The following is a 21,235-nucleotide window of genomic DNA, read 5'->3' as shown; positions in this document are numbered from 1 at the left end:
CTCAGATCTCCATCGGGGCAGAGATCGTCTCCTGCAGGGCCACCTGCAGGCCGACATCGTCGACGAAGAGACCGAGCGCGCCCCGTGCACACTCCTCGGCGACCGCAGGGGTGTTGTTCGTCTCGGAGAGATGGGCCAGCATCACCGCCCCGAGGTCATGGCCGAGCAGTTGCAGACAGGCACCGGCCTGCTCATTGGAGAGGTGGCCGCGGCGTGACCGGATCCGTCGTTTCAGCATTGCCGGGTATGGTCCGTCCTCAAGCATCTGGGGGCAGTGGTTGCTCTCCAGGACCAGCCCGTCGCATTGTCTGAACAGTTCGATCACTTCGCCAGAGAGGACGCCGGTGTCGGTGCAGTAGCCGAGCCGGGCTCTCTGCTCTTCGATGCAGTACCCGCACGGATCATGGGCGTCATGCGAGATCGAAAAAGGCTCGATGGTAAAGTCGCCGATCTCGAGCGTAGTCCCGGGATGGCAGGTGATCGTCGTGACCGTCTTCTTCGAGACCTTCCGGTGCAGAAAGAACTCGGCCAAGGTTCCGCCGGTCGCGATAATTGGAATATCGAACCTCCGGGCCATCACATCGAGCCCCCTGATATGATCGGTGTGCTCATGCGTGACCACAATAGCCTCAATTGAACCGGGATCTGCCCCGGCCAGGGCGAGGCGTGCCTGGATCTCCCGTGCTGCGAGCCCTGCATCGACCAGCAACGAGCCGCTCCCGCCTTCCACCAGCATACAGTTGCCCTTGCTGCCACTTCCAAGGGCAGTGATCTTCATAGATTAACGTTGGAGAGGGAGAAATATCAGGGTTCTGTTCATCACAGAGAATAGTCGAAAAAAGGGTCCGGTCCCGTGACCGGAAATATGTGAGAGAACTCTTCGAGAGGGGGCTGCTGGAACGCCTGGGAAAAAGTTACGTGATCTCCTCCCCGGTTCTGACGCGAACCGAGCGCTCCACTGGCAGCACGAAGATCTTCCCGTCCCCGATCTTGTCGGTCCGTGCAGAGGCACAGATCGTGTTGAGGGCCTTGTCGACGTCCTTATCCTCGACGACCATCTCGATCTTGCTCTTGGGGAGCATGTCGACCGACATCTTCCCCCCCCTGAACTGGAGTGAGATCCCCTTCTGTTCACCGCGACCCCTCACCTCGGTGATGGTCATGGCATAAAAGCCCTGGTCCTCCAGGGCTTTCTTGACAAAGTCAAGCCGTTCCGGCCTGATGATTGCGTTGATCATCTTCATCGTCCGTTCACCTCAGGTGGAGATCCGCTCCCCGTGCTGGGAGATGTCGAGACCGACATACTCCTCCTCCTCAGAGACCCGGAGGCCCATCGTTTTGTCCACCACCACAGCGATGATGTAGGTGACCACGAACGCATACGCGACCGCTGCGAAGGCACCCATCAGATTGTGGATGAACTGGTCGACGTTCCCATAGATCAGCCCGGTGTACTTGTTCACCGCAGTCGTTGCGAAGATACCGGTTGCAATGGCCCCCCAGAGGCCGCCCATCCCGTGGATGGCCCAGGCGTCCAGGGATTCATCAAGACCCCGCCCGATCCGGAAGAGCATGCACCCATAGCAGAGCACCCCGGCGACCGCACCGATTACAAGGGAAGCCTTGGTGTCGACGAAGCCGGCTGCTGGGGTGATAGCGACCAGACCTGCGATCCCACCGCTGACCATCCCGAGCGAGGATGGTTTGCCGTGGAGCCAGGAGGCGCCGAGCCAGGCCAGGGCACCGATCGCAGCAGCAGTGTTGGTGACCAGGAACGCACTCCCGGCAAGACCATCTGCAGCAAGGGCTGAACCCGAGTTGAACCCGAACCAGCCGAACCAGAGCAGGGTGGCACCGAGCAGGGTCATCGGAATGTTGTGCGGCTCCATGGCATACTTCCCGAAGCCAACCCGTTTCCCGATCACCATCGCGAGGGCCAGGGCACCGAACCCGGAGCTGATGTGTACGACCGTGCCGCCCGCGAAGTCGAGCGAGCCGAGTGTCATTGCCCAGCCACCGCCCCATGCCCAGTGGGCCAGCGGGTCATAGACCAGCGTGGTCCAGAGCAGCCCGAGCACGACGAACGAACTGAGCTTCACCCGTTCGGCACAGGCCGAGGTCAGGATTGCGAGCGAGACCGTCGCAAAGACCAGCTGCCACATCACGAAGAGGATCGGTGGGTAACTCAGATCCCCGGCGTCCATGCCGACATTGTTCAGCAGCAGATAGTCGAGATTGCCGATGAACCCCCCGATATCAGGGCCGAACGAGAGTGAGTACCCGCAGACCACCCACTGCACGCTCACCAGCGCGAACGCAATGAACGAGAGGGCGATCATCGAGATGAAATTTTTCCGCCTGACCATACCACCGTAAAAAAACCCGACGCCTGGGGTCATGATGAAGACCAGGGCCGTCGCGGCCAGTATCCATGCAGTTGCACCTGAATCCAATACCATGTTATTTCCTCATAATTCCTGTGATCATCTGGTGAATGTGATGCGTAATGACATCAGGCATTATAAGCCTGATCTCTACGTTGGAGTTCAAAGGTTGGATCAACCTTTGATGGAAGGAAGTTAACTTCCTAGGTATATAGATTTAACTATGTAGACCATGATCTGGTGTACTGATCAGACGTACAGAACAGGGATCAGGGCTACTAAAGCGAGAAGAGATTCTAAGCCTATGATTGAAGATGGAGCCGGCCAGCAGCAGTACGAAAAAAATCAGGAGAGTGAATCAGCGCCGGTACCCGAGCGCTCCGGAGAGCATGATCAGCAGGGCACCAAGAAAGAGCGGTACCCAGCCCCATGAGAACTGGACGGACTGAGCCAGTGTCTGGGCGACGGCACTGGCGACTCCACCGGTCTTTAACTGCCCGATCTGGGTCTGAAACTGGTAGAGTTCATACCCTGTCACCCCCAGCGAGGCAAGACCGGTGACCAGTAGGTACCTGTACTGCCCAAGGACCGTCAACACCAGCGAGACGATCGCAATGATCAACAGGACCCTGCCGAGCGTATTCCCGGCAAACATCATCGTGATCGATCCCATCGGCGTACTCATAACCGGCGAGAAACACCCGATGACCAGCATCAGCCCCCCGGCGACGCCGAGCAGCTGCGTACGCCCCTTCACTATCTTCACAGTATCAGCTGTCGTCCAGAGAGCGTAAAAATCTGCTGATTTCTAGTTCAGAACGGGATCAGGAGCGAGATCGTGGTCATCAACAGACCCCGAAGATCAGACGGTGCATCCAGTCCTCTCCCACAAGATTCCAACACCACTCGACGAGGAGTCTGGACAGCAGCAGCGTGACCGGTAGAGATGTGATAAGTCCGGTTCATTCTGGCCGGAACAACTCCACAGGAAGGGGAGGGGTTCTATCAGATCCGTTCCCCATGCTGGGAGATGTCAAGACCGACATACTCCTCCTCCTCAGAGACCCGGAGCCCCATCGTTCTGTCCACTACCAGGCCGATCAGATAACTGGCCACAAAGGCATAGACGAGCACCACCCCGGCAGCGAGCGCATTATGAAGGAACTGGTCGATGTTCCCCTCCAGCAGCCCGGGGTACCGGTTCACCGCAGTTGTGGCGAAGATCCCGGTTGCGAGCATCCCCCATAGGCCACCGACCCCATGAACTGCCCAGGCATCCAGGGACTCGTCGTAACCGATATTGATCCGGAAGAGCATCGCCTTGTAGCAGAGCACCCCGGCCACCCCACCGATCACCACGGCGGCAATTGAGTCGACATAACCTGCGGCAGGGGTGATGGCGACCAGCCCGGCCACTGCCCCGGTCACCATCCCGAGCGAGGAGGGGCGGCCGTGGATCCATGAGGTGAAGAGCCAGGCCAGGGCACCGACCGCGGCCGCGGTGTTGGTGACCATGAACGCGTTGGCGGCTATCCCATCGGCCGCCAGGGCCGACCCGGCGTTGAACCCGAACCAGCCGAACCAGAGGATCGAAGCCCCGAGCAGAGCCATCGGGATGTTGTGCGGCTCCATCGAGTACTCACCAAACCCGACCCTTTTCCCGATCACAAACGCCAGCGCGAGGGCGCTGAATCCGGAGGTGATCTCGACGACCGTGCCGCCCGCGAAGTCGAGCGAGCCGAGTGTCTGTGCCCAACCGCCGCCCCAGGCCCAGTGGGCCACGGGGTCATATACCAGCGTGGTCCAGAGCAGGGCCAGTACGATGAACGATGTGAGCTTCACCCGCTCGGCACAGGCCGAGGTGATAACAGCCAGCGTGACCGCGGCAAAGGTGAGCTGGAAGGCCGCAAAAAGGATTGGAGGGTAGGTGCCGGTGCCGGGGTCGAGGCCGACCCCGTGCAGCCCCATAAACTGCAGTCCGCCGATCACCCCGCCGATGTCAGGCCCGAACGCGAGCGAGTACCCGATAAAGGTCCACTGCACACTCACCAGCGCCAGGGCAATGAACGAGAGGGCGATCATCGAGATGAAGTTCTTCCGCCTGACCATCCCGCCGTAGAAGAGACCGACCCCCGGGGTCATGAACATCACGAGCGCCGTTGCGATCAGCAGCCATGCCGTGGTGCCGGTATCAAGCGCCATCCATTACCCCCTTCAGAGACCCCTCTCCGCTTCGCCACACACACCCGGTTCTGATTTCCATAGAAGACCACTTCCTTCCCTTTTGAGATAAATGTAGTTCTCTCATCAGGGTTGGCGCTGTACGTATTTATAGTGTTGAACAGACCCCTGCGCCCTCACCAGGATCGGATGAGGGACCGAGGGGCGAGGGAAGGTGACGGATCAGACTTTCACGATCGGTCACCACCACCGCAGATTGCTCGAGCATCAAGTTCACCCGTTCATCGGCCCCGACCAACCGGAAGTCGGTCCGGAGCGCGATCACCGGAATCCCACGGGCATACGCAAACCCGATCTCCCAAGCTGTCCCGGAGTCGGCATCAGCCCCGTCGATCACCGCGACGACGAGGTCAGACTCACAGAGGGCGGCCAGGTTCTCTGAAAAGATCGCCCTGGTGGTCCCCAGGTCACGCGACGAGAGGTCGTCGCCGATCTCCTGCGGAAGGTGGACCTCCTGGCCGGCCCTGACCAGCTGGTCCCGGATCAGCCGGTTGTACACCCGCTCGCCCTCAGAGAAGAGTGGGGCGGCCAGGTAGACGCGGTACCGCCCGAAAGAGGTAACATCAAAGACCGGGATCTCAGGAAACCGGGCCAGCCAGACCCCGGGGCCCGGCCGCTTTGGCGGATCGCCGCCATAGTAGGTCCTGTCCACTCCGCAGGTCGGTGAAGAGTTCACCCCGACGATGCAGAGCGGGGGGCCCCGAACCGCGATCAGGGCCTGAACCTCCTCCTCCAGCCGGTCCAACAGGGCCGTGAACGCCGGCGTATCGAGCCGTTCCAGAAACGTCCCCGGCTCACGGTCCCGACCGAGGTGGATCGCCTCAGGGCAGGGAAGGGGGACCATCTCGATTCTGAGCGTCTCGCATCGCGCCCGGACCTTCATAAACCGCGAGAGAGCCTCCTCATCAGTGATTCCACGTGCACGGAGGGAGGGATCGAGGATACAGGGGCAGACCAGCACGTACATTATTAGACAGTTGGATGCCCACAGAAGATAGATGATCCCTCTCTATGCGTACAGGGACAACTCGTGCGACCCGAGGAAGTGCACCGTCAAGAAGCTCGAGAAGTTCGGGCTGATCAAGATCGTCACCACCATCCCTGCGATCCCCCGGAGCACCCTGATCCTCGACCCAACCGCAGAGCAGGCCCTCTCTCCTGCCGACAGAACGGTCAGGTCGATCACGGCACTCGACTGCTCCTGGGAGGTGCTCGACACCGGGGCGTTCGCCTCCTTCCGGATCCACCGGGCCCTCCCGTTCCTGGTCGCAGCCAACCCGGTGAACTTCGGAAGGCCGTTCCGGCTCACCTCGGTGGAGGCGATAGCCGCAGCCCTGTACATCATGGGCGAGCAGGATCAGGCCAGGGCGGTTCTCGCCAAGATCAGCTGGGGGATCCGGTTCCTAGAGGTGAATCAGGAGCCGCTCAACCTGTACGCCGCTGCGAAGGACTCGGCCGAGGTGGTGGCAATCCAGGCCACATACCTGGTCTGAACCGGCAGAACATTGAAGATATCAAATACCGATAATATCATACGATACGCTTCCGGAGACGAACCATGAGAGCAAAACCCATATCCCTCCTATTCACCCTGCTGCTGATCGCGATCACCGTCCTCGCCTCCGGCTGCATCGCCGATCAGAAGGCCACGGCAACGACCACCAACACCACCCCGGTTATGCTCACCTCCGTCCCGGATGTCCGGCAGGCCGAATATTACTCCTGCGGGGCCGGGTCGACGCAGGCCGTCCTCAGTTATTATGGCATCGACTCCTTCGAGTCCGACCTCCGGGGGATGCTCAACACCACCCCCGGGCACGGCACCTACCCCTGGGATATGGTGAGGGTCGCCGAGGAACTCGGACTGAAGGCCGAATGGAAGGCGAACCTGACCCTGGCCGACCTGGAGGAGTCGATCAGACGGGGCGTGCCGGTGATCACCAACTCCCAGCGGTTCAGGGATGGGAACAAGACCTGGAACGAGACCTGGACAGCCGGCCACTACATGGTGGTGATCGGGATCGACGACCGGAATGTGACCTTTGAAGACCCGGCGATACTCGGGTCCAGGCTCTCGATGAACCGCGACGAGTTCGTGGCGTCCTGGCATGACTACGAGGGGGAACTGACAGCCCTGTCGGATGACGAGAAGTACCAGCACGTCGGGGTCTTCATTAGGGGGACACCCGCGACCGGCCGGCCGGCCGTCGTCGGGCCGGAGTCCTGGCCTACGAGTGTTCCACAATACAGGGCGAACGAAACCCCCTCCTCATAGACCAGCCCCTACAGGCAGGCTGAGAAGATCTGCTGGTCCATCATGGACACCCCCCGTACAGCCATGGCCGACCGGTCCTTCAATGCCACCAATGATGAACGACACCAGTTCAAGGCGTATTACTTCGGCAACCTCCACCAGTACCACCACATCATCCAGAAGAACGTCGACATTCCAGTCCTGCCCGACCGGGTGATGCGGTCCTCTATCGTGCCGTGTTCCAGACCCCAAAGATCGTCTGCACGACCAGTGATCAGGACCTGGACCTGATCGGCGGCACGGAGTGCTGGCAGACCAGCGTGAAACAGCTCTGAAGGGAGAGCCCGCCGGGGCACATACCTTTAAATAATCGATGCCAATCTTACTTGCATGATCAAAGTCGCCATCAATGGATACGGCACCATCGGGAAACGTGTCGCTGACGCCGTCGCCGCTCAGCCGGACATGGAGATCATCGGAGTCTCCAAGACCTCCCCGAGTGCCGAGGCCTTCGTCGCCCAGAGCCGTGGATACCCGCTGTATATCGCCGATATCGGCAGAAAGCCCGACTTTGAAAAGGCAGGGATCCGGGTCGCCGGCTCTGTCGAGGAGATGCTGACCAAGGCCGACGTGGTGGTGGATGCAACCCCCGGCGGGGTCGGCGTCAAGAATAAGCCGCTCTACGAGAAGCTCGGCGTGCGTGCGATCTACCAGGGCGGCGAGAAGCACCCCCTGACCGGTTTCTCGTTCAACTCCTCCTGCAACTATGCCGAGGCGATCGGCCGGCAGTTCGTCCGGGTCGTCTCCTGCAACACCACTGGCCTCTGCAGGATCATCCACGTGATCGACACCGCCTACGGGGTGAAGAAGGTCCGGGCCACGATGATCCGGCGTGCATCGGACCCGGGCGAGATCAAGCGCGGACCTGTCGACGCGATCGTCCTCGACCCGGTGACAGTGCCAAGCCACCATGGTCCTGATGTCCAGAGCGTCCTTCCGAAGATCGCCATCACCACGGCAGCCCTGATCGTCCCGACCACCTTCATGCATATGCATGTCGTAATGATCGAGACCGAGAAGGAAGCAGACCGGGAAGGGGTACTCGCCCTGATCGAGGGACACTCCAGGCTCGGGCTTGTGCGCCCTGCAACCGGGATCACCAGCACTGCCCAGCTCAAGGAGTACATGCAGGATCTGGGCAGGTCCAGGGCCGACCTCTGGGAGAACGGGATCTTCGAGGACTCGGTCTCGGTGGTGGACGGGCATGAGGTCTGCCTGTATCAGGCGATCCATCAGGAAGCCGATGTGGTCGTCGAGAACGTCGATGCGATCAGGGCGATGATCGGCGAGGTGAAGGATGCCGAGACCTCGATCGCGATCACCAACAAGGCCCTCGGGTTCACGGCGATCTGATCCGGGGGTTGAATAACCTATTAAGCCTCTCCCCACCCATTCTTTTTCTATGGATCCATACTCGCTTGTGACACGGAACACCGTGGAGGTTGTCACCGACGAAGAGCTTTCGGCACTGCTGAAGAAGCCGAGGCCGAAGGTCTATGCCGGGTACGAACCGAGCGGCGAGGTCCACCTCGGCCACCTGGTGACCGTCAACAAGCTGCTTGACATGCAGAAGGCCGGCTTTGAGGTCGTGGTACTGCTGGCGGATCTGCATGCCTTCCTGAATCGGAAGGGGACAATGGAGGAGGTGCGGGCCCTGGCAGAGTACAACAAAAAGTGCTTTGAAGGGCTCGGTCTGGTCGATGTCACCTATGTGCTCGGCTCGGACCTACAACTCTCCCCGGAGTACGAACTGCTGATGCTGAAGCTCTCCCAGGAGGTCACCCTGAACCGGGCCACCCGCTCGATGGACGAGGTTGGTCGGCAGATGGAGCACCCGACCGTCTCGCAGATGGTCTACCCGATCATGCAGATCACCGACATCGCAACCCTCGGGGTCGACGCCGCGGTCGGCGGGATCGACCAGCGGAAGATCCACATGCTGGCACGGGAGTACCTGGCCGGCCACGGCTACCCGACCCCGGTCTGCCTGCACACCCCGATCCTGAACGGGCTCGACGGAAAGAAGATGTCCTCGTCGCAGAAAAACTATATATCCGTCGCTGAGGATGAGGACACGATAAGAAAGAAGATGAACAAGGCTTACTGTCCCAAGGAGACCGAGGAGAACCCGGTGCTCCAGATGCTCCAGTACCACCTCTTCCCGAGGTTTGGGGAGATTACCCTTCACCGGCCGGAGAAGTTCGGTGGCGACCTGACCTTCGCCTCGTACGAGGCGCTCAGCGAAGCCTACGGGTCCGGGGCCATCCATCCGGCCGACCTGAAGAAGGCGGCCGGCGAGTACATGGTCGATCTGCTCAGGCCTGTCCGCGAGTATCTGGAGTCCCACCCGTGATCACCCACCGCGACGATCTGCAGGACCGTTTCGACGATGAGATCGCTGCGATGGGCGTCCGGGTCAAGGACGCCAACCAGTTCAAGGTACGGGACGATGTCTTCGACGAGGTGACACTGCTCGCCCTGTACAAACTGGTCCACAAGAAGCACCTCTCGGTGATCGGGGGCGCGATCAGCACTGGCAAGGAAGCGAACGTCTTCTATGCCGAGCATGACGGGGAACCGATCGCCCTGAAGATCTACCGGGTCAGGTCCGCGAACTTCACGACGATGGGGGTGTACATGACCGGGGATCGGCGGTTCTCCGGGATCGGCTCCTCGCGCAAAGCCCTGATCTTCGCCTGGGCGAAGAAGGAGTTTTCAAACCTGAAAAGGGCCGCCGAGGCCGGAATCCCGGTCCCGAAACCGTTGATCTGGGATCGGAACATCCTGCTGATCGGGTTCCTCGGCAAAGATGAACAGCCCTATCCCCAGCTCCGGAACGCGACCATGGAGGATCCGGCCGCCACCTACGAGACGATCATCGGCTACATCAAGACGTTGTACACCAGTGCCAAACTGGTTCATGCAGATTTAAGCGAATATAATATCCTGTACGGGGATCAGGTGTACATGATAGATATGGGCCAGTCGGTCACCCTCGATCACCCGCAGGCGCTGCGGTTCCTGGTCAGGGATATCCAGAATATCAACAGGTTCTTCAGAACAAAGACTGAGGTGATGGAGGAGAGAGAGATCTTCACCGCGGTCACCGGAATCAGCAGCGACTATGAACCATAACAGAGGAGAAAGAAGACGATGATGCAGGAGACAAAGATTGCAGGGAACAGAGTCGGGGTTCTGATCGGAAAAGCAGGGGCGACCAAGCGGGAGCTCGAGGAGCGGACCTCCTCATCCATCACCGTCGACAGCGAGGAGGGGATGGTGAAGATCGAGGGTGAGGACGCAGTCGGCGTGCTGCTGGCCAGCGAAGTGGTCAGGGCGATCAACCGGGGTTTTTCACCAGCGCATGCGTTCACCCTCCTCGATGACGAGGACATGATCCTCGATGTGATCGAGCTCTCATCGACCGGAGATACGCAGCGGCAGCTGGACCGGCTGCGGGGACGGATCATCGGCAGGGACGGGAGTTCCCGCGAACAGATCGAGACGATGACCAGTACCTACCTCTCGGTCTACGGGAAGACGGTGGCGATCATCGGGCTGCCTGACCAGGTCAGGAACGCCCGTGCCGGGATCGAGATGCTGATCAAGGGCATCCCGCATGAGAGCGTCTTCGCCTTTCTGGATCGCAAGAAGAAGGAACTGAAGCAGGACATGCTCAGTTACTACTACTGATCCGGACCAGATATCCGGATCCCACCCCAATTTATGCTTTATTTCCACTGGAGAGAGAAGCGTAATTTTTGAGGTTTATTCGATCAGCGAACTGGTATTTGAAGTAATTGCAGTGGATTTAAAGGGGTTCTGATGAAGATAGCATCATTGCCGGTGCCCGCGCCGCTCATAGCATACTGTGAAGAGAAGGGAATCACCGACCTTTACCCTCCACAGGCCGCCTGCGTCGACGAAGGGATCTTCTCCGGGAAGAGTCTGCTCGTGGCGATACCGACCGCGAGCGGCAAGACGCTGGTCGCCGAGCTGGCCATGCATGCCCAGGTCGCCAATGGCGGGAAATGTCTGTATATCGTACCGCTCAGAGCGCTGGCTGGCGAGAAGTTTCGGGAGTTCTCAGGGAAGGGGGTGAAGGTCGGGATCTCCACCGGAGATCTCGACCGGCGCGACGAATTTTTGGGTGCCAACGATATCATCATCGCCACCTCTGAGAAGGTCGACTCGCTCCTCCGGAACAGAACCCCATGGCTCCGGGAGGTGACACTGCTGGTCGTGGACGAGGTCCACCTGATCGCGTCGCCCGACCGCGGCCCCACGCTGGAGATGGTGATCACCAAGCTCCGGTACAGAATCCCGGACCTGCAGGTGATCGCCCTCTCAGCCACCATCGGGAACCCGAAGAAACTGGCTGACTGGTTCGGGGCCGGGCTCGTCACCAGCGAGTGGCGGCCGGTGGACCTCCGGCAGGGGGTCTTCTTCCGGGGGAAGATCCACTTCCACCAGGGCGAGCGGGAGGTGGCAGAGCCCTCCAAGACCGAGGACTTGAACCTCTGCATCGATACGATCGAGGAGGGCGGGCAGTGCCTGGTCTTCGTCAACTCCCGGCGGAACGCCGAGGGGTTCGCGAAGAGGGCCGCCGCCGCGTTCAAGAAGAGGGTGAAGAGTCCTGTTCTGGAGGAGTACGCGGCCCGGATCCTCGAATCGGCCACCACCGACCAGGAGAAGGTGCTCGCGGCCTGCATCGCCACCGGATCGGCTTTCCACCATGCCGGCCTCAGGCGCGAGTTCCGGGAGCTGATCGAGGAGGGGTTCCTCAAGGGCGAGATCCGGTGCATCTCCTCGACCCCCACCCTTGCAGCCGGACTGAACCTGCCGGCGAGAAGGGTGATCATCAGGGACCTGCTGCGGTTCTCCGGGGCTGAGGGGATGGCCCCGATCCCGGTCGGCGAGTATCATCAGATGGCCGGCAGAGCCGGGCGGCCGCACCTGGACCCGTACGGCGAGGCCGTGATGATCGCCAAGAACGAGCAGTCGATCGAGGAACTCTTCGAGCGCTACATCGACGCCCCTGCCGAACCGGTCGTCTCCCAGTGCACCCGGTCGGGCGCTCTCTGTTCGCACCTCCTCTCGCTGATCGCGACGGGGTTCGCCGCGGACCGGGAGGCCCTCAGCCGGTTTCTGGTCCAGACCTTCTACGGGTTTACCCATGCCAGCACCAAAGCCCTAGATACGATCGTCGACCAGTCCCTCGAATTTCTGGCAGAGACCGAGATGATCACCGAGATCGGCGACCTGCTGCAGGCGACCGAGTACGGGGCGCTCGTCTCAAGACTATACATCGACCCGCTCAGCGCCGAGGCGATCTCCGGGGCGATGCTGCAGGCCGACGGATACTCCGACCGAGCCCTGTTGCAGGTGGTCTGCAGCACCTCAGACATGCCGGCCCTGTACCTGAAGAGCAAAGACCTCCAGTACCTGGATAAGTTCCTGTATGAACACGGGGACGACCTCTGGCAGCAGGTTCCCTGGGAGGACCGCGAGCAGTTCTACCGCTCGGTGAAGACCGCGATGCTCCTCTCCGACTATACCGACGAGGTGCCCGAGGCGATCATCTGCGAGCGGTACGATGTTGGTCCCGGCGACCTCTATGCGGCGGTCACCAATGTGACCTGGCTGATCCATGCCGCAGCCCGGCTGGCTGCGATGTTCAGGGAGGACCTGGCGCCGGCGGTGCGGGAGCTTGAAATCTGCACTTCTCAGGGGATCCGGCGCGAGCTGCTGCCGCTGGTCAGGCTGAAAGGAATCGGGCGGGTCCGCGCCCGCCGGCTCTTCAACAACGGGATCACCGATCCTGCTGCACTGCAGGAGGCCGGATTCGACAGGATCAGCTCGATCCTCGGATCAGGGGTTGCGAAGTCCCTCTTTTCACAGTTCGATGAGAAGCAGACGAAGGAACGGAAGGACGATCTCCAGGGATCATCTGAACAGATGAAAAAAGCACAGACCTCGCTCTTTGGATTTGGTGGCTGCGATGAGTGACTGTGGCATACGATCGGCCGTAGTGACGGTCGAGGATCCCGCTGACCTGCTCGTCGCCATCCGGGCGATCGCCGAAAAAAATTCGACCCACATCATCCTCTTCGACCAGGACCAAATGGCCGGCAGGAGGCATGCAGAGGCAGCTCTCGCCCATGCAGCCCGTTCCTGCAGGGAGCAGCGGATGATCGCCCGGACGTTCGAGATGGAGGCACTCCTCTATGCCGCCGGCTCACGGCAGTGCACGGTGGGGAGAGAGTTCGGGATTCATAAGGGAGAGAACCACTGTTATGTCTGCCTCTGCCCCGAGGTGCTGGAGGCATGGAATGCGCTCTCTGCACACCTGACCATGACACCAGACCGAGAGGAGACGATCTCCCCGGAGAAGCAGGCCCGGCTGATGGACCTCTTCTCGATCACCAGAGCAGAACTGGGCGTGGTCGGTGAAGACCGGCTGGGCGAGCTGGTCCTCGAACGGGTCGCCCTCCTCGAAGTATACCGCTGATCAGCGCATCGCATGGGTGACGATATGCCGGATCTGCGGGATGATCAGTTCTGAGGTCGCCAGCGTGACCGCTCCGTTCGACCCTGGAATACAGAAGATCGCCTTTCCGCAGGTGACCCCGGCAAGAGCACGAGAGAGGATGGCTGCGGTCCCGACCTGTTCCAAACTGAGATGCCGGAAGATCTCTCCGAATCCATCCATCCTCTTCTCAAGCAACGGAGCGATCGCTTCGATGGTGCAGTCATCATGGGTGAGTCCTGTGCCCCCATTGAAGATGATACAGTTGGCTTTTTTGAGAGCAGTGAAGAACTCCCCTCGGATCTGGGGAATCTGATCAGGGATCACTGCATAATAGGAGATCCTGATCCCTGCCTGGGTCAGCAGATCCCTGATCAGGGCGCCACTGGAGTCTGAGACACTGTCCCGTGTAGTCGACACCGTGATCACCGCTGCTTCGATCGTCACCTCTTTGATATGTTCAGAATCCATCTTCTAACTCTCGTAGTCGGAGGGTATTAAGGTTTTATTTCCATCGATCTCTTTCCATGGGAAATAATTAAAGTTCAGATAAGAGTTTCTTCTTGATGATGGATCTGAAATCTGGTGATCGCAACGAAAATCAGGCAGTTCTTTGTAGAAAGGGACCTACCCCTTTATTTCCACTGGAGCTTCTCCACCTTCGGTGCACCATCTGGAGATGGAGTCTGGTCGCCTCTTTTGACAGTACCAAACATGGTCAACCGGTGCTGTGTTACATCTGGATCATTATTTATAGTATTAAGAGTATAATTACACAATGCTCGTATTCTATGTTTAGAGGAGGAGAGAGTTCATCTCGTATTCTCATGTTCCATAGGAAACCATGGGGTGGGGGTACATTTTTTTGCTTTTTTACATCCAGACATCCAATTCAGCACCAACGACCAGTTGATCTTCAAAGCCGAACTCGAACATTGGAGATTATGAGATCGTTTCCAGACAGAATCCTGATCTCACCGATTCTCCAGTGGAAAAGAGGGGGTATATAAATTTCAGAACGCCGATTGGATGAAACGCTCCCCTCAGACTGAGCAGAAGAGATCTCCACTGGAAACAAAGGGGTATCGATCAGTGATCAGGTGAAAAGGGATCATCTTAATAGAAACAGATAGCTAATGTACAGATTCCAGTGAACGAGATGCCTGAAGAAGAATGCGATCAGACCAGATCAATGGGGCTTTTCAAGAAGTATCTGACTGATCGGAATAAAATTTTCAAGAACAGGGAGGTTCTCAGGCATTCGTACCGCCCTCATATCCTGCCTCACCGTATGCCCCAGATCGATGAGATCGCCTCCATTCTGGCACCCTCCCTTCGTAACGAGACCCCCTCAAACATTCTGATCTATGGAAAAACCGGCACCGGGAAAACCGCAAGTGTCCGATATGTGGGTTCAGAGCTTGAAAATGCATCCAGTCAGAATGTGGCCACCTGTGCGGTGGTACATATCAACTGTGAAGTGATCGACACCCAGTACCGGGTGCTGGCTCAGATCGCCAAAGATATCGAGAGGCCTGATGCGACCCCTTCGGACAAGCTCAGACCCCATATTCCGATGACCGGGTGGCCGACCGACCAGGTGTATATGGAGCTCAAGAACCAGCTCGAGGCACGCGGCGGTGTGCTGGTGATCGTCCTCGATGAGATCGACAAGCTGGTCAAGAAGAGCGGGGACGACACCCTCTACAACCTGACCAGGATCAACTCTGATCTCCACAGCTCCCGGGTCTGTATCATCGGCATCTCCAACGATCTCAGCTTTAAGGATTTTCTGGACCCGCGGGTCCTCTCCTCTCTCTCAGAGGAGGAGATCGTCTTTCCCCCGTACAATGCCCCGCAGCTCTGCGACATTCTCCAGCAGCGTGCCGAGAAGGCTTTCGTCCTCGAGGCGCTCGATGAAGGGGTGATCCCGCTCTGTGCGGCCTTGGCCGCCCAGGAGCACGGTGATGCACGCCGTGCACTCGACCTGCTTCGGATCTCCGGCGAGCTCGCCGAGCGCGAGGAGGCTGATAAGGTGGCCGAGAGCCATGTCAAGAGTGCGCAGGCCAAGATCGAGACCGACTCGATGATCGAGTGTATCTCGACCCTGCCGACGCAGTCCAAGGTGGTGCTCTACTCGATGCTCCTCCTTGAACAGCTCGGGCATCTGATCTTCACCAGTGGGGAGGTCTGCAGGGTCTATCAGGAGCTGGCCTGCCATCTGGAGCTCGATGTCTTGACCAACCGGCGGATCACCGACCTGATCTCAGAGCTGAACATGCTCGGGGTGATCAACACCCGGGTGGTCTCCCGCGGCAGGTACGGCCGGACCAAAGAGATGTGGTTCGATGCAAACTCGACCAAGATCCAGGAGGTGATCCAGAAGGACCCGCGGCTCACGGAACAGGGGCTCGGACAGATGGATCGCACCTGGCTGAAACAGACATTTAGGTGATTATCATGGACCAGACAGACCGTGACCTCCTCCATCTGCTGGAGGAGGACAGCAGGATAGCAGTGGAAGAACTTGCAACGATGCTCGAAACAACAGCAGAGGAGGTCACCGCCCGGATGAAGGCCCTTGAAGAGGTCGGGGTGATCAGGAAGTACTCGGCGGTGATCGACTGGGAACGGACCGGCAACGGCGAGGTTTCTGCGATCATTGAGCTGAAAGTCAGCCCTGAGCGAGACTTCGGGTACGACCGGCTGGCAGAGCGGATCTCTCGGTTCAAGCAGGTCCGGTCGATGCGGCTGATCACCGGCACCTATGATCTGCAGCTCCAGGTGACCGGCAGGAATATGCAGGAGGTGGCCCGGTTCGTCTCCGAACGGATCGCGACGATGGATCAGATCCGTGAGACGGCGACGCATATCATCATGAAGTCGTACAAAGAGAACGGCACTGTTCTCTTCACCCGCGAGACCGACGACCGGATCCCGTTCTCGTTCTGAGGCGTCGATATGAAGAATCGGATATCTGAACGGGCCCGGGTGATCCCCCCCTCGGGGATCAGGAAGTTCTTTGACATCGTCCAGACAATGGACGAGGTGATCTCGCTTGGGGTCGGCGAGCCCGACTTTGTGACCCCCTGGAACATCTGCGAGGCCTCGATCTATTCGATCGAGCAGGGGAAGACCTCGTACACCTCGAATCGGGGGCTCCAGTCCCTCCGCGAGGCCCTCGCTGCACGAATGGAGCAGAGGCACGCCCTCCGGTACAACCCCGACCAGGAGATGGTCATCACCACCGGGGTGAGTGAAGGGGTCGATATCGCGGTCCGGGCGATCGTCGACCCGGGCGACGAGGTGCTGATCGCAGAGCCGAGCTATGTCTCGTACGCCCCCTGCGTGACCCTGACCGGTGGAGTCCCGGTGCCGGTGGAGTGCAGGGAGGTAGACCGCTTCAAGCTGAACCCCGATATCCTCGCCGAGGCGATCACACAGAAGTCCAAGGCCCTGATCATCAACTTCCCGACCAACCCGACCGGGGCCGTGATGACCAGGTCAGACTACAAAGCGATCGCCGACCTGGTCACCGACCATGACCTGATCCTGATCAGCGACGAGGTCTATGCCGAGCTGACCTATGAAGGGACGCATGTCCCGCCGGCCACGGTCGGCGACCTCTGGGAGCGGACGATCACGCTGAACGGTTTCTCCAAGGCCTATGCGATGACCGGGTGGCGGCTCGGGTACCTCTGCGCCCCCGAGGATCTCTGCGATGCGGCCCTCAAGATCCACCAGTACGTGATGCTCTGCGCCCCGGTGATGGCACAGGTGGCGGCGAACGAGGCTATCAGGTCTGCAGAGGAGGAGAAGGACGGGATGATCAAGGAGTATCGCCAGCGGCGGAACCTCTTCGTCGAGGGGCTGAACAACATCGGCCTCCACTGTCACCTCCCAGAGGGTGCGTTCTATGCGTTCCCGTCGATCGCCTCCACCGGCCTCTCTGACGAGGATTTCGCAGAGCAGCTGCTGCATGAGCAGCATGTGGCCGTCGTCCCCGGTTCGGTCTTCGGGGCCGGCGGGGCCGGCCATATCCGCTGCGCGTACGCGGTCTCACGCCCGGACCTGACCGAAGCGGTCAGAAGGATCGGTCTCTTCATCGAAGCCCACCAGCGGGCCTGAGCGGTCTTTCCTCTTTTTTCGCACAACCTCTGCCGGTCTCTTCTGCCGGGCAGTGTTTCATATCTTCTGACCCCCAGATGCAGGCAGGATGGCGTCGACACCTGACCTGCAGAACGATCGGTACAGGGTGATCGTGGTCCCACTGAAGGCGCCGCTCTCACCGGAGGGGTCCGCTCTGGTAAGGAAGGTCGGTGCAGGGTTCAAACCCGGGGACCTCTCCCTCTCCCTGACCGGCATCTCCCTGATCTGTCACCTGCATGCCCTCACCCCGGGTCAGCTCCGCGATCGGATCCAGGTGATCGGTGGTGCCTTTTGGGAGAATTCCCTCTCCGGGGCCGTAGAAGTGCTCCGGGAGCTGGCCGATCTGGTGGACCGGCAGACCAGCTACTCCATCCACGATGGAAAACGGGTCTATGCCGGGTATACGGCCGAACGAAGGGTGATCGGGCGGAGCGAGAAGGTACGACGGCGGGGAGGTTGTTTTTATATGGGAGACCACCAGTTCAGCAGAGAGGAGAACCGCCTCTCCGGCGTTCCGGTGGACTCGATCGTCTGCGGGGATAGTGAGGAGGTGCTCGCGCGCCTGCCTGACAACTGTGTGGACCTGGTGCTCACCTCGCCGCCGTACAACTTCGGCCTCTCGTACCGGGGAGGGGACGACGGGCAGCACTGGGAGGATTACTTCAGCAAACTCTTCTCAATCCTGGACCAGTGTGTCCGGGTGCTGAAGTTCGGCGGCCGGTGCCTGGTCAACATCCAGCCGCTCTTCTCCGACAACATCCCGACCCATCACCTGATCTCGCAGCACCTGCTCGGACGACGGATGATCTGGAAAGGAGAGATCCTCTGGGAGAAGAACAACTACAACTGCAAGTACACGGCCTGGGGCTCCTGGAAGAGCCCGTCGGCCCCGTACCTGAAGTACACCTGGGAGTTTATCGAGATCTTTTCAAAAGGGGATCTGAAAAAGCCCGGCAAGCGGGAGCAGATCGATATCACTGCCGACGAGTTCAAGGCCTGGGTGGTGGCCAGGTGGTCGATCGGGCCTGAACGGCAGATGAAGCGGTACCATCACCCGGCGATGTTCCCCGAGGAACTGGTCGAACGGGCCCTGAAGCTCTTCACCTACCGGGGGGATCTGATCCTCGACCCGTTCAACGGGGCCGGCACCACCACGCTGGTCGCCCGGCGACTACAGCGGAGGTTCATCGGGGTCGACATCTCCCCAGAGTACTGTGCGACCGCCAGGGAACGGTTAGAGAACCGATGAGCCGGACCGATTTCTGTCGGTTCTCCAGGAGATCCGGGCATAGGTCGAGGGGGTCGTGAACGCGACTCCGCCGGGGACCACCGTCCTGGTCCGGTCCATGTGAGCTCTCAGCACCTGTTCCTGCCGGTGATCGGTGATGCTGAACCTGGGTGCGAAGAACCGGTACGCCTCCTCCATGTCTCCGAACCGGTAGGTCTTGTCGGCAGGGAGCATCCGGACGTCGGCGTAGATCCCGTGCTGGTAGAGGAGGTTGAAGACGATGTTGGCCTTGGGGCCAGGTGAGAAGGGGGCGTGGTGGAGCTCCGGCCAGAGGGCCAGGTACTGCTGCTCCCAGAACGAGTCGTCGACGAACCAGTACAGAGCCACGAGCCCGTCGGCGACCTGATCCATCTTCTGGATCGCCGCCCAGAGATCGGTCATCGTCAGCGAGAACGAGGCGATCACCAGGTCGTAGGGGGGGTCGAGGTCCCGTGCCGGGTCGACATCCTCCCAGCGCTTCTGGACGCAGGTGATGTTGCCGAGCCCCTCGCTCTGGATATGCTCCTTTAACACCTCGACCATCCCGCCGGCCGGCTCGACGGCGGTCACCGACCTGACCAGCGGCGAGAGCGGCAGGGCCAGTGTACCGGGACCGGACCCGATGTCGAGCACCCGCTCTGTCCGATCGGGGTGGAGGTCCTGGATCGTCCGCTGCACCCGGGCAGAGTACTGTTCGCGGGAGTTCTGGTCATACCTGGACGCATTCTTCTTCTCTCCCCAGAGATGGACGGAGTCATGGTAGGACGGGGTGGCGTCATACCGCTGCTGTAACGCCTGCCAGACCTGGTTCCAGTCCGGTTGCTCACACGTCGGTCGATCGATCTTCATCAGGGAATGCTATCTGGTCATCAGTATTTTAACCTGGTGGGCGGGAAGGACTTGAACATCTTTATATACCATCTCTGGTCTATACAGAGTCGAGGTATACCGATATGTCTGGCGAAGAATTACTGAAGACAACGGTCGACGAGCTCGAGAAGCTGGTCTCCACCAAGAACATCATCGGCGACGCGATTCCGATGGGCGAACGGATTGTGATTCCGGTTGCAAGCTATGGGTTCGCCTTCGGCGGCGGGTACGCCAAGGGGAACGATACGATGAAGGGCGAAGGGGGTGGGTCCGGAGCAGGGGCCGGGATCACCCCGATCGCCGTGATCATCATCGACTCCACCGTGAAGGGACGTGACGGGATCCAGGTGCACATGCTCAATAAGAAGACTGAGATCTCTGAACTGATCAGCACCATCTCGACCTCGCTCGTTCCGCAGATCATTGAAGCGGTCAAGAGCAAAATGGATAAAAAGGAGAAGAAAGAGAGCGCAGAGATTACAGAGAACGAACCTGAGACCGGATCTGCCTGATCCCTATCATCTTTTAACAACTGGCCATGCCTCTCCTCCTCACGATCCTGCTGATCCTGCTGCTGCTCATTGTAATAGCAGTCCTCTACCTGCTGCTGGTCCCGATCGATCTGATGGTCACCGGCATGCTGGAGCCTGAGGGGGTGACTGCGGAGGGCGGTCTCATCTGGGGGGTGGCTGGGTTTGTGGCCGAGCAGCGACAGGGAAATCTCAGAACTGCCATCATGCTCTTCGGCCACCGGTTCTGGTTTTCGATGGAGCAGGGCCAGCAGAAGCCTGAGGTGTCGGTAAAGCCGGAAGAACCGGTCGCACCGGCCGAGGAGAGCGAAGAGCACCTAGAGGAGAAGCGAAGGTCGTCCGGGCCGGGCGCCGGCGAGGTGATCAGCATGGTTGAAGAGGCCTGGCCCCGGATCACCGACCTGCTCGGGTCGACCATCAGGGCAGTGGAGATCAGGTCGGTTACCATCGATATGACCTTTGGCCTCTCCGACGCCGCAAAGACCGGGGAGGTCTTCGGGTACCTGATGGCGATCCGGGGAATGCTGACTCCGGTCCCATGGTTCTCGATGGGGGTGACGCCGGTCTTTGGTACGATCACCCTTGCCGGCACCGGTTCCGGCACGCTCAGGCTGAACCACCCGGGAACCCTGCTCGTTCCCATCGCCCGCCTGTTGTTCTGCAGACCGGTCTGGCGGATGATCAGGGCGCGGGGTGCATCATGAAGCATGAGACCACCTATCAGGCCGGCGGAATGGTGCAGGCCGGCGATCGGCAGATCGTGCCGATAGAAAAGGTGAGTGTCATCTCGGTGGCCGGGTTCCTCTCGATCACAAAGACCGGGGTCGGGCTGCTGGTCACCGAGGGGGAGGAGCAGTACCTGTTCCCATTGCAGGAGGGGATCACCCTCTCCTGGGTGGAGGAGCACCTCCCTGAGGTGCTCAGGCCCCATCTCTGACCACTCTCTGCTCT

General features: G+C 59.9%; 24 protein-coding genes. 16 read left to right on the top strand and 8 right to left on the bottom strand.

Annotated elements, in window-relative coordinates; all coding sequences use genetic code 11:
* Position 1: 1 nt before the first annotated feature.
* The 6 genes from ACFKSJ_RS09390 to ACFKSJ_RS09365 all read right to left on the bottom strand — a co-directional run bounded on the left by ACFKSJ_RS09390 (position 2) and on the right by ACFKSJ_RS09365 (position 5,592).
* On the bottom strand, positions 2 to 778 hold the full coding sequence (locus ACFKSJ_RS09390) for an MBL fold metallo-hydrolase (protein WP_440949540.1): 777 nt from the start codon (positions 776 to 778) through the stop codon (positions 2 to 4).
* 136 nt (positions 779 to 914) lie between these two features.
* Positions 915 to 1,244 (bottom strand): P-II family nitrogen regulator, encoded by a 330-nt coding sequence (locus ACFKSJ_RS09385; protein ID WP_440949539.1) that lies wholly within the window; start codon positions 1,242 to 1,244, stop codon positions 915 to 917.
* Positions 1,245 to 1,256: 12 nt separating this feature from the next.
* On the bottom strand, positions 1,257 to 2,459 hold the full coding sequence (locus ACFKSJ_RS09380) for an ammonium transporter (protein ID WP_440949538.1): 1,203 nt from the start codon (positions 2,457 to 2,459) through the stop codon (positions 1,257 to 1,259).
* Between the two features lie 283 nt (positions 2,460 to 2,742).
* Entirely contained in the window at positions 2,743 to 3,150 is a 408-nt protein-coding gene (locus tag ACFKSJ_RS09375; protein ID WP_440949537.1) for a hypothetical protein, read from the bottom strand.
* 239 nt (positions 3,151 to 3,389) lie between these two features.
* Positions 3,390 to 4,586 (bottom strand): ammonium transporter, encoded by a 1,197-nt coding sequence (locus ACFKSJ_RS09370; protein ID WP_440949536.1) that lies wholly within the window; start codon positions 4,584 to 4,586, stop codon positions 3,390 to 3,392.
* Between the two features lie 127 nt (positions 4,587 to 4,713).
* Positions 4,714 to 5,592 carry a nucleoside 2-deoxyribosyltransferase gene (locus tag ACFKSJ_RS09365; protein ID WP_440949535.1) on the bottom strand — a complete coding sequence of 293 codons (879 nt, stop codon included), beginning with the start codon at positions 5,590 to 5,592 and terminating at the stop codon, positions 4,714 to 4,716.
* Positions 5,593 to 5,623: 31 nt separating this feature from the next.
* Here ACFKSJ_RS09365 and ACFKSJ_RS09360 point away from each other — a divergent pair, with 31 nt between their 5' ends.
* The 9 genes from ACFKSJ_RS09360 to cgi121 all read left to right on the top strand — a co-directional run bounded on the left by ACFKSJ_RS09360 (position 5,624) and on the right by cgi121 (position 13,450).
* On the top strand, positions 5,624 to 6,118 hold the full coding sequence (locus ACFKSJ_RS09360) for a DUF367 family protein (protein ID WP_440949534.1): 495 nt from the start codon (positions 5,624 to 5,626) through the stop codon (positions 6,116 to 6,118).
* A gap of 65 nt (positions 6,119 to 6,183) precedes the next feature.
* Positions 6,184 to 6,900 carry a C39 family peptidase gene (locus ACFKSJ_RS09355; protein ID WP_440949533.1) on the top strand — a complete coding sequence of 239 codons (717 nt, stop codon included), beginning with the start codon at positions 6,184 to 6,186 and terminating at the stop codon, positions 6,898 to 6,900.
* 42 nt (positions 6,901 to 6,942) lie between these two features.
* On the top strand, positions 6,943 to 7,170 hold the full coding sequence (locus tag ACFKSJ_RS09350) for a hypothetical protein (RefSeq protein ID WP_440949532.1): 228 nt from the start codon (positions 6,943 to 6,945) through the stop codon (positions 7,168 to 7,170).
* A 99-nt stretch (positions 7,171 to 7,269) separates the two neighbouring features.
* Positions 7,270 to 8,292 (top strand): type II glyceraldehyde-3-phosphate dehydrogenase, encoded by a 1,023-nt coding sequence (locus tag ACFKSJ_RS09345; protein WP_440949531.1) that lies wholly within the window; start codon positions 7,270 to 7,272, stop codon positions 8,290 to 8,292.
* 49 nt (positions 8,293 to 8,341) lie between these two features.
* A complete protein-coding gene (locus ACFKSJ_RS09340; RefSeq protein WP_440949530.1) occupies positions 8,342 to 9,292 on the top strand; it encodes a tyrosine--tRNA ligase in 951 nt (316 codons plus the stop codon).
* Complete coding sequence (locus ACFKSJ_RS09335) at positions 9,289 to 10,074, top strand: serine protein kinase RIO (RefSeq protein WP_440949529.1); 786 nt, start codon at positions 9,289 to 9,291, stop codon at positions 10,072 to 10,074. Before ACFKSJ_RS09340 ends, ACFKSJ_RS09335 begins: the two co-directional genes overlap by 4 nt.
* Before the next feature lie 18 nt (positions 10,075 to 10,092).
* On the top strand, positions 10,093 to 10,632 hold the full coding sequence (locus ACFKSJ_RS09330; protein WP_440949528.1) for a KH domain-containing protein: 540 nt from the start codon (positions 10,093 to 10,095) through the stop codon (positions 10,630 to 10,632).
* Between the two features lie 132 nt (positions 10,633 to 10,764).
* Positions 10,765 to 12,948 (top strand): ATP-dependent DNA helicase, encoded by a 2,184-nt coding sequence (locus tag ACFKSJ_RS09325; RefSeq protein ID WP_440949527.1) that lies wholly within the window; start codon positions 10,765 to 10,767, stop codon positions 12,946 to 12,948.
* A complete protein-coding gene (gene cgi121 / locus ACFKSJ_RS09320; RefSeq protein ID WP_440949526.1) occupies positions 12,941 to 13,450 on the top strand; it encodes a KEOPS complex subunit Cgi121 in 510 nt (169 codons plus the stop codon). Before ACFKSJ_RS09325 ends, cgi121 begins: the two co-directional genes overlap by 8 nt.
* On the opposite strand, the gene ACFKSJ_RS09315 is transcribed toward cgi121, so the two are convergent.
* Positions 13,451 to 13,939: a MogA/MoaB family molybdenum cofactor biosynthesis protein gene (locus ACFKSJ_RS09315; protein ID WP_440949525.1), complete on the bottom strand. Its 489-nt coding sequence runs from the start codon at positions 13,937 to 13,939 to the stop codon at positions 13,451 to 13,453.
* A 688-nt stretch (positions 13,940 to 14,627) separates the two neighbouring features.
* Between ACFKSJ_RS09315 and ACFKSJ_RS09310 the strand changes: the two genes are divergently transcribed.
* The 4 genes from ACFKSJ_RS09310 (at position 14,628) to ACFKSJ_RS09295 (ending at position 18,866) form a co-directional block, all read left to right on the top strand.
* Entirely contained in the window at positions 14,628 to 15,923 is a 1,296-nt protein-coding gene (locus ACFKSJ_RS09310; protein ID WP_440949524.1) for an ORC1-type DNA replication protein, read from the top strand.
* A 5-nt stretch (positions 15,924 to 15,928) separates the two neighbouring features.
* Positions 15,929 to 16,420 (top strand): Lrp/AsnC family transcriptional regulator, encoded by a 492-nt coding sequence (locus ACFKSJ_RS09305; protein ID WP_440949523.1) that lies wholly within the window; start codon positions 15,929 to 15,931, stop codon positions 16,418 to 16,420.
* Between the two features lie 9 nt (positions 16,421 to 16,429).
* On the top strand, positions 16,430 to 17,596 hold the full coding sequence (locus ACFKSJ_RS09300) for an aminotransferase class I/II-fold pyridoxal phosphate-dependent enzyme (RefSeq protein WP_440949522.1): 1,167 nt from the start codon (positions 16,430 to 16,432) through the stop codon (positions 17,594 to 17,596).
* An 88-nt stretch (positions 17,597 to 17,684) separates the two neighbouring features.
* The gene (locus tag ACFKSJ_RS09295; RefSeq protein WP_440949521.1) at positions 17,685 to 18,866 is read left to right on the top strand and encodes a DNA-methyltransferase; all 1,182 of its coding nucleotides are present in this window, start codon (positions 17,685 to 17,687) and stop codon (positions 18,864 to 18,866) included.
* On the opposite strand, the gene ACFKSJ_RS09290 is transcribed toward ACFKSJ_RS09295, so the two are convergent.
* Positions 18,852 to 19,733, bottom strand: a complete 882-nt coding sequence (locus ACFKSJ_RS09290; RefSeq protein ID WP_440949520.1) for a class I SAM-dependent methyltransferase — start codon at positions 19,731 to 19,733, stop codon at positions 18,852 to 18,854. The genes ACFKSJ_RS09295 and ACFKSJ_RS09290 overlap by 15 nt on opposite strands.
* A gap of 104 nt (positions 19,734 to 19,837) precedes the next feature.
* Between ACFKSJ_RS09290 and ACFKSJ_RS09285 the strand changes: the two genes are divergently transcribed.
* From ACFKSJ_RS09285 to ACFKSJ_RS09275, 3 genes are read left to right on the top strand one after another with little or no spacing between them, the layout of a single operon-like run.
* Positions 19,838 to 20,266: a GerW family sporulation protein gene (locus ACFKSJ_RS09285; protein ID WP_440949519.1), complete on the top strand. Its 429-nt coding sequence runs from the start codon at positions 19,838 to 19,840 to the stop codon at positions 20,264 to 20,266.
* A 26-nt stretch (positions 20,267 to 20,292) separates the two neighbouring features.
* Positions 20,293 to 20,988, top strand: a complete 696-nt coding sequence (locus ACFKSJ_RS09280) for a DUF2953 domain-containing protein (protein WP_440949518.1) — start codon at positions 20,293 to 20,295, stop codon at positions 20,986 to 20,988.
* Entirely contained in the window at positions 20,985 to 21,221 is a 237-nt protein-coding gene (locus ACFKSJ_RS09275) for a hypothetical protein (protein WP_440949517.1), read from the top strand. Before ACFKSJ_RS09280 ends, ACFKSJ_RS09275 begins: the two co-directional genes overlap by 4 nt.
* Positions 21,222 to 21,235 lie beyond the last annotated feature (14 nt).

The organism is Methanosphaerula subterraneus (assembly GCF_052055875.1).
Taxonomy (GTDB): domain Archaea; phylum Halobacteriota; class Methanomicrobia; order Methanomicrobiales; family Methanospirillaceae; genus Methanosphaerula; species Methanosphaerula subterraneus.
Note: the sequence above shows the minus strand (reverse complement) of the source record. Positions and strands in the feature narration are given on the sequence as shown.